Raw genomic sequence first — 14,639 nt, forward strand, 5'->3', positions numbered from 1 at the left:
CCCTAACTCCGGTCGGCCTCAAATCCCGTACATCCCCCCGTACATTCCAGAGCATAGGAGCCGTCATGGCGCGTGTAACCGTTGAAGATTGTGTCGACAAGGTCTCGAACCGTTTCGATCTGGTCCTCTTCGCCGCCGAGCGCGCGCGCGAGATTTCCGGCGGCGCCGATCTGACGATCGATCGCGACCGGGACAAAAACCCCGTCGTCGCGCTGCGCGAAATCGCCGAGCAGACGGTCAAGCCCAAGCATCTCGAAGAAGGTCTCGTCCAGTCGCTGCAAAAGGTGCAGGTCGATGATGACGACGAGATCGAGGAAGTGAGCTCGCTCAGCCAGTCCGCCGAGGCGCTTCGCGTCACCGCCGCGGCGCCGGCCCGCTCGGCGGGCGTCGCGCGCGACTGAAAAATCGGCCCGGCGAGGACGGGCGGTCGCCGCTCAGCTTTTGAGTTTCCATATCCGGGCTTCCAACGGCAATTCGGGATCCGCCATAATCGCCTGATCCTGAAGGCGCTGTCCGTCTTTTCCGCCCGCGGCCAAGCCGATGAAATAGCGCGCATGCTGGGCGTCCGGATTGGTCAGAAGCGCAGACCGCCAGTCTTCCATTGCTTCCTCCCTGCGGTCCTTCCGCCAATAGATCAGGCCACGATTTTCCAGCGCGGCATAGCTGCTCTCGCTGAGCTCGGCGGCGCGGGTGCAGTCCTTCAGCGCGCTGTCCAGAGCCAGGCCGTAACCCGCTTTGAGTTCGCAGCTTGCGCGGTATAGTTCGGCATCTCCCGGCTTGGCGTCGAACGCCGCGCCCAGCAGCGCCAGTGCTTCCTCGCTCTTACCGCTCTGCGCCAGCGCGTTCGCGCGTACGATAGCGATATCCTTCCGCTCGACGCCCGCCGACTCGAACTCGTCCGCTGCGGACAGCATTTCTTCCGGACGGTGGTGGAGCCACAGGATTTTCGCCATTTCCCGCATGGTTTCGGTGGACGACGGATCGAGCTTGCGCGCCTCCGCGACGGCTGCAAGCGCCAGTTCGGGATGATCCTGCTCGCGCATTCGGGCGAGCAGAAGATAATTTTCCACATCCGGCTCCCTGCCGAGAACATGTTCGATGTCTGCAGCGGCGCCGTCATGATCGCCGACGCCCATCAGGAACGACGCGCGGTTGCGATAGGGCAGCAACTCGTCGGGTTCGGCCCGCGCGACGGCTCCGTCATAGGCTTTCTTCAACGACGCGGCGCGGCCCTCCTTATAAGCGGTGACCACCGACACCGCCTTGCTTTCCACCGTTGGCGGCGCAACCAGTTTGAGCTTGTCCGCTCTCGCGCGGGCAAGATCGGCACGGATATTCGGCAGGTCCGATGCCGGCACTTCAGCCGCGACCGACCGATAGACCATGCTTCCATCGAGGCGGTTGCCGTTGAGCCGAAAATCGTGCTGGAAGTGAATTCCCGCGATGCGCTCGTCGAAAACCGGTTTTCCCGTCAAGTCGAATGACGTCGCGTTCTCCGGCAGCAGTACGGAAACCTTATAGGTCCAGTAGGTGGCATCCCCGATGTACACGGGGGTATCGGACCATTCCGGTCGTCCGCGGTTCTCGTTGAACTCATGGGTTTCCACCCAAGGACTCAGTTCCGTTTCGTAGCGATGACCGGACCAGGACCAGAAACCGTTTTCTATGGTCTGACCCGTAACAATGGCGGTACGCCCGTCATCCTCGAACCGAACCGAAGCGTCCGTCGCAAAACCGCTGCCCCAGGCTTCGTTTCCGAGAAACTGGTCCAGCTGATCCTGAAAACTGTCTTTATCCAGTCCCGCCTGTGCCGTTTTCATGGCGGCGGCCTCGTCGCCGCGGAGCGTGACGACGGTGTGGACGAGCGTCGGAAATCCGATGCCCGCACGGTTGTCGATCGTCTTTTCCACGGATTTGGTCGGCACGCTGAGCGGGCGGAAGGGAACATCGACCAGACCCGAGCCATCGGTCGTCAACGGCAGCGCCTTGTAGAACAGCGGCACGTCCAGGATGTTTGCCGGGGTGGTTCCGAGCTTGGTGCCGTCGAGCCAGTAATCCGTACCGTCAACCCGGGCGCGCACCACCATATGGTTGAAAGGGTAAAAGCCCGGCAGCAGATCGCCGATAACGTCGCCGTCCTTCATATTGACCAGCATGGGCTGCGCGTCGATGCCCAATGCGCGCAGGATGGTCGTCAGCAGAAGACTCTTCGCCTTGCAGTCTCCGTAGCGCTTTTGCCAAGTGACATCGGGGTCTTGCGGGGTGTAATTGCCGAAAGCCAATCCGTTGTAGAGATAGCGGATCTTGGACTGGACCAGCGCCACGGCGCTCGCCATCCGCGTCGTGGCGTCACTGCTTTCGGTGGCGATCCGCGTCACTTCGCCGGCCAGTCCGCCGTCCGGATCGAACGACGCGCGGTCTTCGAACAGTTTCGCGGCGCTGCGGCTGACGGCGTTCCAGTCCGCGAAAGTGCTGTAGTTTATGGTCGGCGGCTTGGTGAAACGGGCGGGCGCGTTGTCCGCCTGCTCCCTGGGCTTGGGCAGCACGCCTTCGAACCGGATCTCGTGTTCGCCGGCCCGTTCCGTTTCCGCGATCCGCGCGCCATCGTCCGCGGTCCATTTCAGCGGGGTGCGGGTCGGCCAAATCAGGCGGAAGCGGTTGAGTCCGATCTGCACCGGAGCGGCGGGGATCGGTTGCAAGCCGGCGGCGTTGCCGTCCAGCGCCGGATCTTCGTTGACGCGCGTGGCGCGTATGCGGATGACATCGCCGAGCTGCAATCCGGTAAGCTGCATGGTCGCGGTCAGCACGCCGTCGATCGCTAAGCGTTCCAGGTTCGCTTCCCGCCGGATGACTTCCAAGCGTTTGTCATCGGCCAGCGCGTCGATCACGTCGCCGCCTCGGACGATCTGGATCGAATGGATCAGCATGTCCTGGACGTCGGGTTGCCATTGCAATTGGATATTGCCGGCCGCCGAAAGCATCTCGGGCGAAACGAGCTGATAGGCGATGTCGCTGTAAACGAGTTCGCGTCCACCCTCGATCCTGATCTGGTTGTCGCTGATCAGAAAGACCCGCTCGCCTCTCTCGTCCAACGGGGGAAGTTCGGCCGGATCGATCCAGTCCGGCGCCGGCGCGTAGCTTGGCTGCTCCTCCTGTGCGATGACGGCGGACGACGAGCAGAGCAGCGCCGCCAGAAAAAGCCCGCGCGTTCCGGAATATATCATGCTTCCCCCCAATCGCGATTTGGCGCGATCTCTATAGTTTTCCCCAAAGAAAGGCGATTATGTACTTTGCAAACCCGTTTCCTTTTTCGTCACCCCAGCGAAAGCTGGGGTCTCGGGCGGGATCGCCATAAGTCCTGAGATGCCAGCTTTCGCTGGCATGACGAACAAAGAAAGGCGGAGCCATGCTGTTTGGAATTTCCATCCGACAGGGTTTGCAAGGTACATAATCGCCAAAAGAAAAGGGTCCTGGCGGACCCTTTTCGCAGCTATCGGCGAGCGGCTCAAGCGCCCTGTGGCCGCGGATCACCAAACGGATTTTTCGGCTTGCCGCGTCCGGCGGAAGGGATCAGAGTACCGATTTGCGGGGTTTCCGAAGGCTTGACGATCTCGCCGTCCTCGCGCTCGAACTTGCCGGTCTCGAGTAGCTGCCTGATCTCGTCACCCGACAAGGTTTCATATTCCAGCATGGCGTTGGCGAGCTGGTGGAGCTGTTCGTCATGGTCGGTCAGCAGCGCCCTGGCCCGCTCATAGCCTTCTTCGACGATGCGCCGGATTTCCTTATCGATCTTCTTGGCGGTCTCGTCCGACATATGGCTGCGCTGCGATTGCGAATAGCCCAGGAACGTCTCGCCCTGCGGCTCCTCATATTGCAGCGGGCCCATCTCGTCCGACATGCCCCATTGCGTCACCATGTCGCGCGCGAGCTTGGTGGCGTACTGGATATCGCTCGACGCGCCCGAGCTCACCTTGTCGTAGCCGAAGATGATCTCCTCGGCCACGCGTCCGCCCATCGAAACGGCGAGGTTGGCGTGCATCTTGTCGCGGTGATAGCTGTAGCTGTCCCGCTCGGGCAGGCGCATGACCATGCCGAGCGCGCGGCCGCGCGGGATGATCGTGGCCTTGTGGATCGGGTCCGACGCCGGCTCGTGAATGGCAACGATCGCGTGGCCGGCCTCGTGATAGGCGGTCATCTTTTTCTCGTCGTCGGTCATCACCATGGAGCGGCGCTCGGAGCCCATCATGACCTTGTCCTTGGCGTCCTCGAACTCCTGCATGGCGACGAGGCGCTTGGCGCGGCGCGCGGCCAGCAGCGCGGCCTCATTGACCAGATTGGCGAGATCGGCGCCCGAGAAACCGGGGGTGCCGCGCGCGATCGTGCGGCTGTTGACGTCGGGTGCCAGCGGAAGCTTCTTCATGTGCACGCCGAGAATCTTCTCGCGGCCCTCGATATCGGGGCGCGGCACCACGACCTGACGGTCGAAGCGGCCGGGACGCAGCAGCGCGGGATCGAGCACATCGGGGCGGTTGGTCGCCGCGATGATGATGATGCCCTCATTGGCCTCGAAGCCGTCCATCTCGACCAGCAGCTGGTTCAGCGTCTGCTCGCGCTCGTCGTTGCCGTTGCCGAGACCGGCGCCGCGATGGCGGCCCACGGCGTCGATCTCGTCGATGAACAGGATGCACGGCGCGTTCTTCTTGGCCTGTTCGAACATGTCCCTGACCCGGGACGCACCGACGCCGACGAACATCTCGACGAAGTCCGAACCGGAAATGGTGAAGAACGGCACGCCCGCCTCGCCCGCGATGGCGCGGGCCAGCAGCGTTTTGCCGGTGCCGGGCGAACCGACCAGCAGCGCGCCCTTGGGAATCTTGCCGCCGAGCTTGGAGAATTTGGTCGGGTCCTTGAGAAACTCGACGATTTCCTCCAGTTCCTCGCGCGCTTCGTCGATGCCCGCGACGTCCTGAAAGGTGACCTTGCCGTGCTTTTCGGTCAGCAATTTGGCCTTGGATTTGCCGAAGCCCATCGCGCCGCTGGCGCCGCCGCCCTTCTGCATCTGGCGCAGCACGAAAAAGGCGATGCCGATGATCAGGAGAAACGGTAGCGACTGCGATAAAATATACAGCCAGATGCTCGGTTGCTCCTGCGCCATGCCGCTGGCCTCGACGCCATTGGCCTCCAGCAGCTGGTTGAGGCTGGTGTCATTGGGCACGGGGATGGTCTGGAACTTGCTGTCGTCGGTATAGATGCCGATGATCCGGTCGGGTCCGATCTGGACGCTCTTGACCGAACCGGATGTGACCTTTTCGCGGAATGTGGAATAGCTCACGCCCTGCGCGTCGGTGGCGCGGCCGCCATCGAACACCGAGAAGACGAGCAGGACCGCAAGGATCGCGCCCGCCCAGATCATCATGCTCTTCATCCAGGGATTGCCTTTCGGCTCCTGTTCGTCGTTCATCTCATGCTCCGTTCCAACCCGCCCAATGTAAGGCGGCGATGGTGAATGGCAATATAACGCGCGCGGCAATCATCTCGCGGCGCCGCGGAAGAGCTTTCAGCGGCGGCGCCAGCCGCAATCGGGCGCGTAAGGTGACACGGATTACAGGGATGGGGGCAAGAAATTGCGGCGAACCGTTGACCGGGATCGACGAGCGGCATGAGGGCGAGGCTGTCGGCGCGGAAGACGGGCGGATCATGGACCGAACATAGCACGAACATGGCTCGTAGGACAGGATTATTCGCGGCCGGTTTCTCAAACCCTCTCCCGTTGACGGGAGGGGAGCGAGCCCCCGACTTGATCCGGAGCGCAGCGGTGAGGGGATGCCCCACGAGCTGTCAGTGCGTCGATGGCGCTGGCGCGCCACCCACCCTCATCCAACTCCAGCTAGGCGCTTCGCGCCAAGCTTGCATATCCTTCTCCCGCCCGGGCAGTAGAAGGGTTTTTCATCTCTCATTCGTCTTCACCGACTTCAGCTCTTCCGCGGCGGGGCGGCGCGGGTCCCAGGCGCCAACGCTCTCCATCGGGCCGGCACATGGCCGCGCCCACGCTGCACGGCTGGCCCGAACGCAGCCGGCCCAGCGCCTCGGCCAGCGTCTCGCCGCGCGGATGTTCGCCGAGCTCCGCCAGCGCGGCGGCGAGGAGGCGGCGCTGGATTTCGTGGGGGAAGGCGGCGGCGGCGAGCAGGAGAGTGCCGTCCGGCGCGTGTTCGAGGGCGAGACTTTGTTCGCGTTCGGCGACCCAGCGCAAGGCGGCGTCCGCCTCGGCCATCGCATCGGCGGTGCGCACGGCGGCGGCGGGTGGGAAAATATCGGGCGCGCGCGACAGCAGCGCGCGCATCCGCACCCGGTCGAAGGCATCGTCGCGGTTGCTGGGATCGTCGACCGGAGACAGCCCGGCTGCGGCGCAGCAGGCGATCAATTCCGCTTTGGTGAAGCCCAGCAGCGGGCGCAGGATCGCGCCGTTGCGGCGGCGGATGCCGGACAGCCCGGATAGGCCGCTGCCACGCGCCAGCCGCATCAGCAGCGTCTCCAGCTGGTCGTCGGCATGATGCGCGGTGGCGACGAAGCGCAGATCGGAGCGGTCGGCCCATGCCTCGAGCAGTTCGTAGCGCGCCGCGCGCGCCGCCGCCTGGATATTGCCGGCGATCGGCTTCGAGAGCCGAAGAATCTCGTGCGGGATCGACCGCGCCGCGCAGCTATCGGCGACATAGGCCGCCTCGTCCGCCGCCTCGGGCCGCAGCCCGTGATCGACTGTGGCCGCCGCGATCCGGCCCGGCATCGCTTCTTCCGCCAGCAGCAGCAGCGCGAGGCTGTCCGGGCCGCCCGATACGGCCAGTCCCAGCCGTTCGACCGCGCCGCCCGCCGCCCGTTCGAGCCCGCGGGCGAAGCGTCCGCTCAGGTCACTTGCAATCGGCCTTGGCCTTGCCGGAGGCGACGCGATCGGCCAGCCGACCCGAGGCGGCGTCGGGATAGACGTCGGCCAGTTCGGCATAGGCTTGACAGGCTTCGCTCTTCTTGTCGAGCTGCGTCAGCGCGACGCCGAGAAAATACAGGCTGTCGGGTGCGCGGTCGCCGCGCGGGTCCTGCTGGTAATTTTCCAGGAAATGCTGCGCGGACGTAGCCGGCTTCTTGTCGTCGAGCCATGCGCGGCCGAGCAGGTTGCGTGCGTAGCTGACGCGCGCGGCCTTGGGATAATCCTTCACCGTCTTGGCCAGCTGCACCTGTGCCTCCGGGAAAAAGCCGGCCTCCCACAATCTGTAGCCGTAGACATAGCTGTCCTCCGCCGCGTCTCCGGTGGATGGCCGCTCGATCGCGGCGACCGCCTGCTGGCGCGAGGCCGTAGCGACGGCGGATGGTTTTTCGGCAGCCGAGGCCGGGCGCGCGGGGTTCTCGGCAGCGGTGGCGGCGGGCGCTTCCTCTTCAGGCACCGGCACGGCGGCGGGCGCCGCCTCGAGCTTGGCGAGCCGGTCCTGCATCGCCTTCAACTGGGTTTCCAGCTGGCGCAGCTGATAGCCGCGCTCCTCGACCTGACCGGTCAGACTGGCGAGCTGGCCCTCCAGCGCGTCGACGCGCGCCATCAGATTGCCGACGGTGCTGGTATCGCCGGTGGTACCGGGCACGCTGCGCGGGGGCTGCTGGGCCTGGATTTCGGGCTCGAAATATTTGTCCGAACCGCCCGGAAAAACCTTTCGCTGCAGCGCGCGCACCTCCTGCTCGATCCGGTCGAGCCGGCTCGGCACGCTGACATCCTGCGCGCCCGCGGCCATCGGCATCGATGCCGCGGCCGCCATGAAGGCCGCACTCGCCATTGTCAGATATTTGAAGCGCATCGTTTTCCTCTCGTTCCGGTCGTCCTCAGGACGGTTCCGTGCAAGTCCGTAACGGATCGCTCGGGCCTCCGCACCGCCGGATCATCGTGTGAGAACCGCATTGTCGATCCCGCGTCTGACAGCGCCATGAACGAACTCGCGATCAGGTGGCCGTATCGGCAGCGCCGCCGCCGCGCGCGATCAAGGCTCCGGCGCTGATGCCGATATCCTTGACCGCCCGCTCGGGTGGCCCGAGCGGGGCGACTTGCTGCCCGCCGACGGTGACCGTCAGCGCTTCGGGACGCCCGACATTGATCATCGGATTGTTCGCCTGCCTCGGCACTTCGTAGCGCTCGCCAGGGCGCATCGTCTTGATCAGCAGCGTCTCGTTGGCGGCGTCGTAGACGCGCACCCAGACGTCCTTGTTGGCGGTGAGCACCACCTGGCCATCGGCGCTCGGTCCCGCCGCCGCGGGCGCTTTCGCGGCAGGCATGCCTTGGTCCGACTGCACCGCGGCCTGCCGCGCCTGGAGGTAGGGATCGGCCGGCTCGCTGGTCCAGAAGAAACCGCGCCAGATGCCGTAGCCGGCGACCAGGATCAGCCCGATCAGCGCCGCCGTCCAACCGAGCATACGCGGCGGCGTGCGTGCGGGGTCGGCGGGCTTGAAATTGTCCTGCTCTCTGGTGCGATCCGGGCGCGGCTGCTGACCGATCTCTTCGCGCAGTTGCTGCGCGACATGGTCCTCGTCGATGCCCAGCGCGCGCGCATAGGATTTGGCAAAACCGATTTCGTAGGTGCTGGCGGGCAGCGCATCGTGGTCCGATGCTTCCAGCGCCTTGAGATGACGCATGGGGATGCGGGTCTGTTCGGCGATGTCGCTCAGCGACAGCGATTGCAGCTCGCGCTGATGATGCAGCATTTCGCCCACCGTGCCATAGGCGGCTGCGGTATCCTCGGGCTGCGCTTGCTCGTCTTCCACAATCCCTCCGGCTTTCCGGTTTTTCCCGGAAAGATTTGCCCTGTGTGTGCAAATGCGGCGGCGGGGGGGCGCTTGTCAATGGCGATGACCGGGGGGCGATCAGCCGATGTCCACCCCATTCTGTGCGGCCCAGGCGGTCAGCTCGGCGCGCAGGTCGGCCGGCGGCTGGGTCAAGACGGTCTCCATCATCGCCGCCGCCTCGCCCAGATCGAGCGAGCGCACCATCGCCTTGATCGGGCCGACCGCGGCCGGCGTGATCGACAGCCGCCGATAGCCTAGCGCCAGCAGCGCCATCGCCTCGAGCGGCCGCCCGCCCATTTCGCCGCACAGGCCGAGCTGCACCGGCGTGCCTTCCAGATTTTGCGCGATCCGGCGCAGGAACCGCAGGATCGCGGGCGACAGCCAGTCGTAGCGCTCGGCCAGCCGCGGGTGCGAGCGGTCCGCCGCGAACAGGAACTGGGTCAGATCATTGGTGCCGACCGACAGGAAATCGAGCTCGCCGACCAGCTGGTCCAGCGCATCGGCGAGCGCCGGAACCTCCAGCATCGCGCCGTAGCGGATGTGCACCGGCAGCTGCTTCTTGCGCGCGCGCAGAAACTCCACCTGCTCGTAGAACAGATTGCGCGCCTCGAAAAATTCCCACGGTTCGGCGATCAGCGGGAACATTACCTGTAATGTCCGCCCCGATGCCGCCTCGATCAGCGCGCGCGCCTGCGCCTTCATCAGGCCGGTGCGGTCGAGCGCGACGCGCAGCGCGCGCCAGCCCATCGCGGGGTTTTCCTCGTCGGTCCCGGCGTCCTTGATATAAGGCAGCGCCTTGTCGCCGCCGATATCCAGCGTGCGGAAGGTGACCGGCTTGTCGCCGGCGGCATCGAGCACGTCGCGGTAGAAGCGCATCTGCCGCTCGCGCTGCGGCAGGGTGGAGGAAACGAGGAACTGGAACTCGGTGCGGAACAGGCCGATCCCGTCCGCGCCGGTCATCGCCACCGCGCCGACGTCGTCGCGCAGCCCTGCGTTGATCATCACCGATATCCGCGTGCCGTCCTTCGTCACCGGTTCGGCGCCGCGCAGCGCGGCATAGCGCGCGCGTCGTTCCTGGCGCTGCGCCAGCTTGGTCTCGTAGCTTTCGACGACTTCCGGTTCGGGGCGGATGAAGATGCTGTTGGCGTCGGCATCGACCAAGAGCTCGTCGCCCTCGCGTAGATAGCTGCGAATGCCGCGCGCGCGGCCGATCATCGGGATGCCCATCGCCCGTGCGACGATAGTGACGTGCGCGGTGAGCGAGCCTTCCTCCAGGATCACGCCCTTCAGGCGGCGGCGGTCATATTCGAGCAGCTCGGCCGGCCCGAGATTGCGGGCGATCAGGATCGAATCCTGGCGCAGCCCGAACTGCGCGGCGGTGCCCATCTGGCCCGAGACGATGCGCAGCAGCCGGTTGGAGAGGTCCTCCAGATCGTGCATCCGTTCGGCCAGCAGCGGATCGTCGATCTGGCGCATGCGCATGCGGGTGCGCTGCTGGACGCGCTCGATCGCCGCCTCGGCGGTCAGCCCGCTGTCGATCGCCTCGTTGATGCGGCGGCTCCAGCCTTCGTCATAGGCGAACATCTTGTAGGTGGAGAGCACCTCCTCATGCTCGCCGCCCACGCCGAAATCGGCCGAACTCGCCATGCGGTCGATCTGCTCGCGCATCTTGTCGAAGGCGGAATAGACGCGTTGGCGTTCGGCCTCGGTGTCCTCGGCCACGACATGCTCGATCTCGATGCGCGGCTGGTGGAAGATCGCCGCGCCCGAGGCCATGCCCTTGACCAGCGGCAGGCCGGTGAACCGAGTCGAGCCGGTGTCGGCGACCATCTGCGTGCGCTGGTCGTCGATCAGCTCGGCGTTGGCGATGAGTTCGGCGAGCACCATCGCCACCGTCTGCAGCGCTTCGATCTCCACCTCTTCATATTTGCGCGGATCGCGGTGCTGCACGCAGACCACGCCGACCGCGCGCTCGGACCGGACGATCGGCACGCCGGCGAAGCTGTGAAACTTCTCCTCGCCGGTTTCGGGCATGTAGAGGAAGTTGGGATGCGCCGCGGCTTCGGCGAGGTTCAACGTGTCGACATTCTCGGCGATCGTGCCGACCAGTCCCTCGCCGCGCGCGAGCCGGGTGACGTGCACCGCTTCGGAATTGAGCCCGCGCGTGGCATAGAGCTCCAGCGCGCCCTCGCGCAGCAGATAGACCGAGCACACCTCGCTATCGAGCGCCTCGCCGATGATGTCGACGACATGGTTGAGCTTGCCCTGAACATGGCTGCGGCTGGCCATTACCTCGTGAAGGCCGGTCAGGATCTGGCGGGCGGAAATGGCGGCGGTCTGCGTCATGGCGACCCGCCTATCAGAGTGCGACGCCTTGCGCGAGAGCGGCGATTTTCGTTTCGCCGCCCCCGCGTCTTGCGGTTCGGATGCTAAGATGGATTAATTGGCTTGAACGGAATGGGCCTGAACGGAATGGGCCTGAACGGAATGGGATTGGGCCGAACTCAGCTCGTCCTTCACGGCGAGTTTCTGCTTTTTCAGCGCGTGGAGCCTCACATCGTCGGGAGATGGCCGATTGGCTTCATAAGCGATCTGCGACTCAAGCTTGGCATGCTTGTTTTCCAGTGCGGACAGATGGCCGTTTTGCATTACGTTCTCCTTGGCTTCGGCTGGCAGGATGGTCCGGCCAGTGATTCGAATTAGACCATAAATTCCTTGCCATGTCCTGCCGTCTCGCCGGAGGGGGCAGGATTTGCGACGATCCGATGACGGTAACATGGGCTGGAGCACCGGCTGGCTCGGGCAGGCGCGCCTTGCTAGGGCGGTGTACGAAAGGGTTTTTGCGGCGATGAACGACGAAGGGTATCGGCAGCAGCTGGAAATGCTCCGGACCGAGCATCGCGATCTCGACGATGCGATCGCCGCCCTGGCCGCGCAGACCGTGCCCGATCAACTGCAGATCGCGCGGCTTAAGCGCAAGAAACTCAAGCTCAAGGACCGCATCGGCCGGATCGAAGACGATCTGACGCCCGATATCATCGCCTGATGGCTCGCGTCCGATTTACCGACCCTGCCTCAGCCGTGCCAGGTTGATACGAATGGATCGTTAACCATTTGAAATAAGGTAAACTTGCTGTTCCCGGTGGACATGTTCTGCCATGTATCCGCGCATGTTCGAAGCGTTCCGTTCCCAGACCTGTCTGACTTCCAAACTGATCGACGCGCTCTATTGCGAGGCTTTGGTGCTGGCGGACGAGGCGCGCTCTGCGTTCGGGGATGCCGATCATGACTTGCCCGCCCGGCAGACCCTGGCGCTGTCATGCGAATCGCTGAGAGTGACCACGCGGCTGATGCAAATCATCGCGTGGTTGTTGAACCACAAGGCGTATCGCGCAGGCGAATTGACGCTGGACCAGCTGTATGGCGAGGGTCGCGCCCTTGGCCATGCCGTGGCAAGCGACGAAACTCAGGCCACATTGCTTCCGCCGGACGCAGCGGAGCTGGCGCGATCGAGCGAGGAGCTCTATTACCGCGTGCAACGCATCGCCGCGCGGCTGGCCGGTCGCTATCAAGCCGAAGAACCGGTGCATGGCATGATGGATCGCATCGAACGCGCGTTCTGAACCCGGTTTCACACGAGGCCGGTGGGGGCAAGCCCGTTGTTGCCGGTTAAGGCCGATTTTCCTATGCCTTGCGCAGGGGCCCGCATCGGGCCGGGTCGGGAGTTGCATATTTGGGTCGCCGCCGCGCCGTCATCGTGCCTCTGGCTGCAGCGCTTTGCGCGTGCCCGGTCGCCGCGCCGGCGCAGCAGACGCAGCAGCAGGGGCAGACCGGGGACGACGATTTCCTGGGCGCGCCGCTCGATCCCGATGCCGACATGGCGCCGCTGCCCGATCTGGGGGTCGACTGGCCCGATCTCGACGCGCCGATCCCCGATGCGCCGCTGCCGGACGAAAGCTTGCCCGACGTCGCGGTCGACCGGCCCGTTGAGCCGCCAACCGATCTGACCGCTGCGGCGCCGGGCGAGGATTTGAGGCTACCGTCGGATGAAGCGCCGGCATCCGCTACCGCCGCTGCGGACGCGCGGCCCGTCGTCGGCGATGGGCCGTTCGATTATTCGGTCCGCCTCACCGGCATCCCCGATGGGGCCAGCGACCGCCTGGCCGAGCGCTTCGATGCGCTGTCGACGCTCAAGTCCAACGACGGTGACGACGCCTTTGCCGCGCAGATCGCCCGGCGCGCGAGCGACGATGCGGACCTGCTTCGAAACCTGCTGCGGATCGAAGGCTATTACGATGCGCTGGTCTATTCCGAACTGAACGGAGACGGTGAAAACCGCGTCGAAGTACTGCTCGATGCCGAGCCGGGTTCGCGCTATCGCTTCGACCGTGTGACGCTGCCCGGCATCGACGCCGCCGGTAGCGACACCGGGCGGCTGCGCTCCGCCTTTACACTGAACGAGGGCGATCCGGTCAACCAGGACGCGGTAGTGGCCGCGCGCACCAATCTGACGGACGTTGCCGAGGAAAGCGGCTATCCCTTCTTCGAGACCGGCGAGCCCGATATCGTGGTCGACCGCGCGGCCGATAACGGCACGCTGGACCTGCCCGTCGATCCGGGCGGGCGCTATGTGTTCGGGCGCATCGTGCCGCGCAGGAACGATTTGTTCGGCGCGCGCCATCTCGGCCGGATCGCCCGCTTCGATCCCGGCGAGACCTTTCGCCGGTCGGACGTCGAGGATCTGAACAGCGCGCTGATCGCCACCGGGCTGGTCTCGCGCGTGACGATCGATCCGGTGGCTTCGGACCGGCCGGGCGAGGTCGATCTCGCGGTCGATATCGAACCCGCGCCGCCGCGCACCATCGCCGGAGAGATCGGCTACGGCACCGGCGAGGGCTTTCGCGTCGAGGCGAGCTGGGAGCATCGTAACCTGTTCCCGCCCGAGGGCGCGCTGCGCGTCAACGGGGTGGCGGGCACGCGCGAACAGCTCGCCGGCGTGACCTATCGGCGCAACAATTTTCTCGGCCGGGACCGCGTGCTCACCGCCCGCATATTGGCGCGCAATGCCCAGCTCGACGCGTTCGACGCGCGCACGCTCTCGATCTCGGCCAATTACGAGCGGCTGACGACGCTGATCTTCCAGAAACGCTGGACCTGGTTCGCCGGGCCTGAACTGCTTTATACGCAGGAGCGGGCCTATAATATCGCATTGGGCGCGCAGGACCGGCAGACCTTTTACATCGGCGCCTTCCCCTCGGGCCTGTTCTACGACGGCACCGACAACCTGCTCGATCCGACGCGTGGCTTCCGGCTGGGCGTCACGCTGTCGCCCGAAATCTCGTTTCTCGGCGCGGCAGACGGTTACGCGCGCCTTCAGCTAGACGCCAGCGCCTACCAGCCGATCATCGACCGGTTCGTGCTGGCGGGCCGCGCGCGCTTCGGCGCGATCAGCGGGACCGAGCTCGGCCTGATCGCCCCGTCGCGCCGCAATTATGCCGGCGGCGGCGGATCGGTGCGCGGCTATGGCTATCAGCGGATCGGCCCGCGCGATCCCAATGGCGATCCGATCGGCGGGCGCGGCCTGGCCGAATTTTCGCTCGAAGCGCGCCTGCGCTTCGGCCCGTTCGGCGTGGTTCCGTTCATCGATGCGGGAAGCGTCACCACCGCGCAGTTTCCGGACCTTTCGAACCTGCAATATGGCGTGGGCGTGGGCCTTAGATATTACAGCGATTTCGGGCCGATCCGCATCGACGTCGGCACGCCGCTCAACCCCGGGCCTGGCGATGGGCCGATCGCGGTCGCGGTGTCGCTGGGACAGGCCTTTTGAC

11 protein-coding genes are annotated in these 14,639 nt (G+C 65.2%); 4 read left to right on the top strand and 7 right to left on the bottom strand.

Annotation, left to right across the window (positions count from 1 at the left end; all coding sequences use genetic code 11):
- Positions 1–65 precede the first annotated feature (65 nt).
- Positions 66–401, top strand: coding sequence for a DNA-directed RNA polymerase subunit omega (rpoZ, locus tag ACOQPC_RS03290; RefSeq protein WP_420607241.1), 336 nt, complete (start codon positions 66–68; stop codon positions 399–401).
- A 33-nt stretch (positions 402–434) separates the two neighbouring features.
- On the opposite strand, the gene ACOQPC_RS03295 is transcribed toward rpoZ, so the two are convergent.
- From ACOQPC_RS03295 to ACOQPC_RS03325, 7 genes are all read right to left on the bottom strand, one after another.
- On the bottom strand, positions 435–3,224 hold the full coding sequence (locus ACOQPC_RS03295; protein WP_420607242.1) for a DUF3857 domain-containing protein: 2,790 nt from the start codon (positions 3,222–3,224) through the stop codon (positions 435–437).
- 281 nt (positions 3,225–3,505) lie between these two features.
- The gene (ftsH, locus tag ACOQPC_RS03300) at positions 3,506–5,461 is read right to left on the bottom strand and encodes an ATP-dependent zinc metalloprotease FtsH (RefSeq protein ID WP_420607243.1); all 1,956 of its coding nucleotides are present in this window, start codon (positions 5,459–5,461) and stop codon (positions 3,506–3,508) included.
- A 492-nt stretch (positions 5,462–5,953) separates the two neighbouring features.
- A complete protein-coding gene (gene tilS / locus ACOQPC_RS03305) occupies positions 5,954–6,994 on the bottom strand; it encodes a tRNA lysidine(34) synthetase TilS (protein WP_420607244.1) in 1,041 nt (346 codons plus the stop codon).
- Complete coding sequence (locus ACOQPC_RS03310) at positions 6,903–7,832, bottom strand: hypothetical protein (RefSeq protein ID WP_420607245.1); 930 nt, start codon at positions 7,830–7,832, stop codon at positions 6,903–6,905. The genes tilS and ACOQPC_RS03310 overlap by 92 nt, the downstream gene beginning before the upstream one ends.
- 142 nt (positions 7,833–7,974) lie before the next feature.
- Positions 7,975–8,790: a helix-turn-helix domain-containing protein gene (locus ACOQPC_RS03315; protein ID WP_420607246.1), complete on the bottom strand. Its 816-nt coding sequence runs from the start codon at positions 8,788–8,790 to the stop codon at positions 7,975–7,977.
- A 99-nt stretch (positions 8,791–8,889) separates the two neighbouring features.
- A complete protein-coding gene (gene ptsP / locus ACOQPC_RS03320) occupies positions 8,890–11,157 on the bottom strand; it encodes a phosphoenolpyruvate--protein phosphotransferase (RefSeq protein ID WP_420607247.1) in 2,268 nt (755 codons plus the stop codon).
- 93 nt (positions 11,158–11,250) lie between these two features.
- Positions 11,251–11,460 carry a YdcH family protein gene (locus tag ACOQPC_RS03325; RefSeq protein WP_420607248.1) on the bottom strand — a complete coding sequence of 70 codons (210 nt, stop codon included), beginning with the start codon at positions 11,458–11,460 and terminating at the stop codon, positions 11,251–11,253.
- A 199-nt stretch (positions 11,461–11,659) separates the two neighbouring features.
- Between ACOQPC_RS03325 and ACOQPC_RS03330 the strand changes: the two genes are divergently transcribed.
- The 3 genes from ACOQPC_RS03330 to ACOQPC_RS03340 all read left to right on the top strand — a co-directional run bounded on the left by ACOQPC_RS03330 (position 11,660) and on the right by ACOQPC_RS03340 (position 14,638).
- A complete protein-coding gene (locus ACOQPC_RS03330; RefSeq protein WP_420608056.1) occupies positions 11,660–11,857 on the top strand; it encodes a DUF465 domain-containing protein in 198 nt (65 codons plus the stop codon).
- Positions 11,858–11,981: 124 nt separating this feature from the next.
- Positions 11,982–12,434: a DUF1465 family protein gene (locus ACOQPC_RS03335; RefSeq protein ID WP_420607249.1), complete on the top strand. Its 453-nt coding sequence runs from the start codon at positions 11,982–11,984 to the stop codon at positions 12,432–12,434.
- A 110-nt stretch (positions 12,435–12,544) separates the two neighbouring features.
- Positions 12,545–14,638, top strand: coding sequence for an autotransporter assembly complex protein TamA (locus tag ACOQPC_RS03340; protein WP_420607250.1), 2,094 nt, complete (start codon positions 12,545–12,547; stop codon positions 14,636–14,638).
- Position 14,639 lies beyond the last annotated feature (1 nt).

The organism is Novosphingopyxis sp. (assembly GCF_965218915.1).
In the GTDB taxonomy this organism is placed as follows: Bacteria; Pseudomonadota; Alphaproteobacteria; order Sphingomonadales; family Sphingomonadaceae; genus Novosphingopyxis.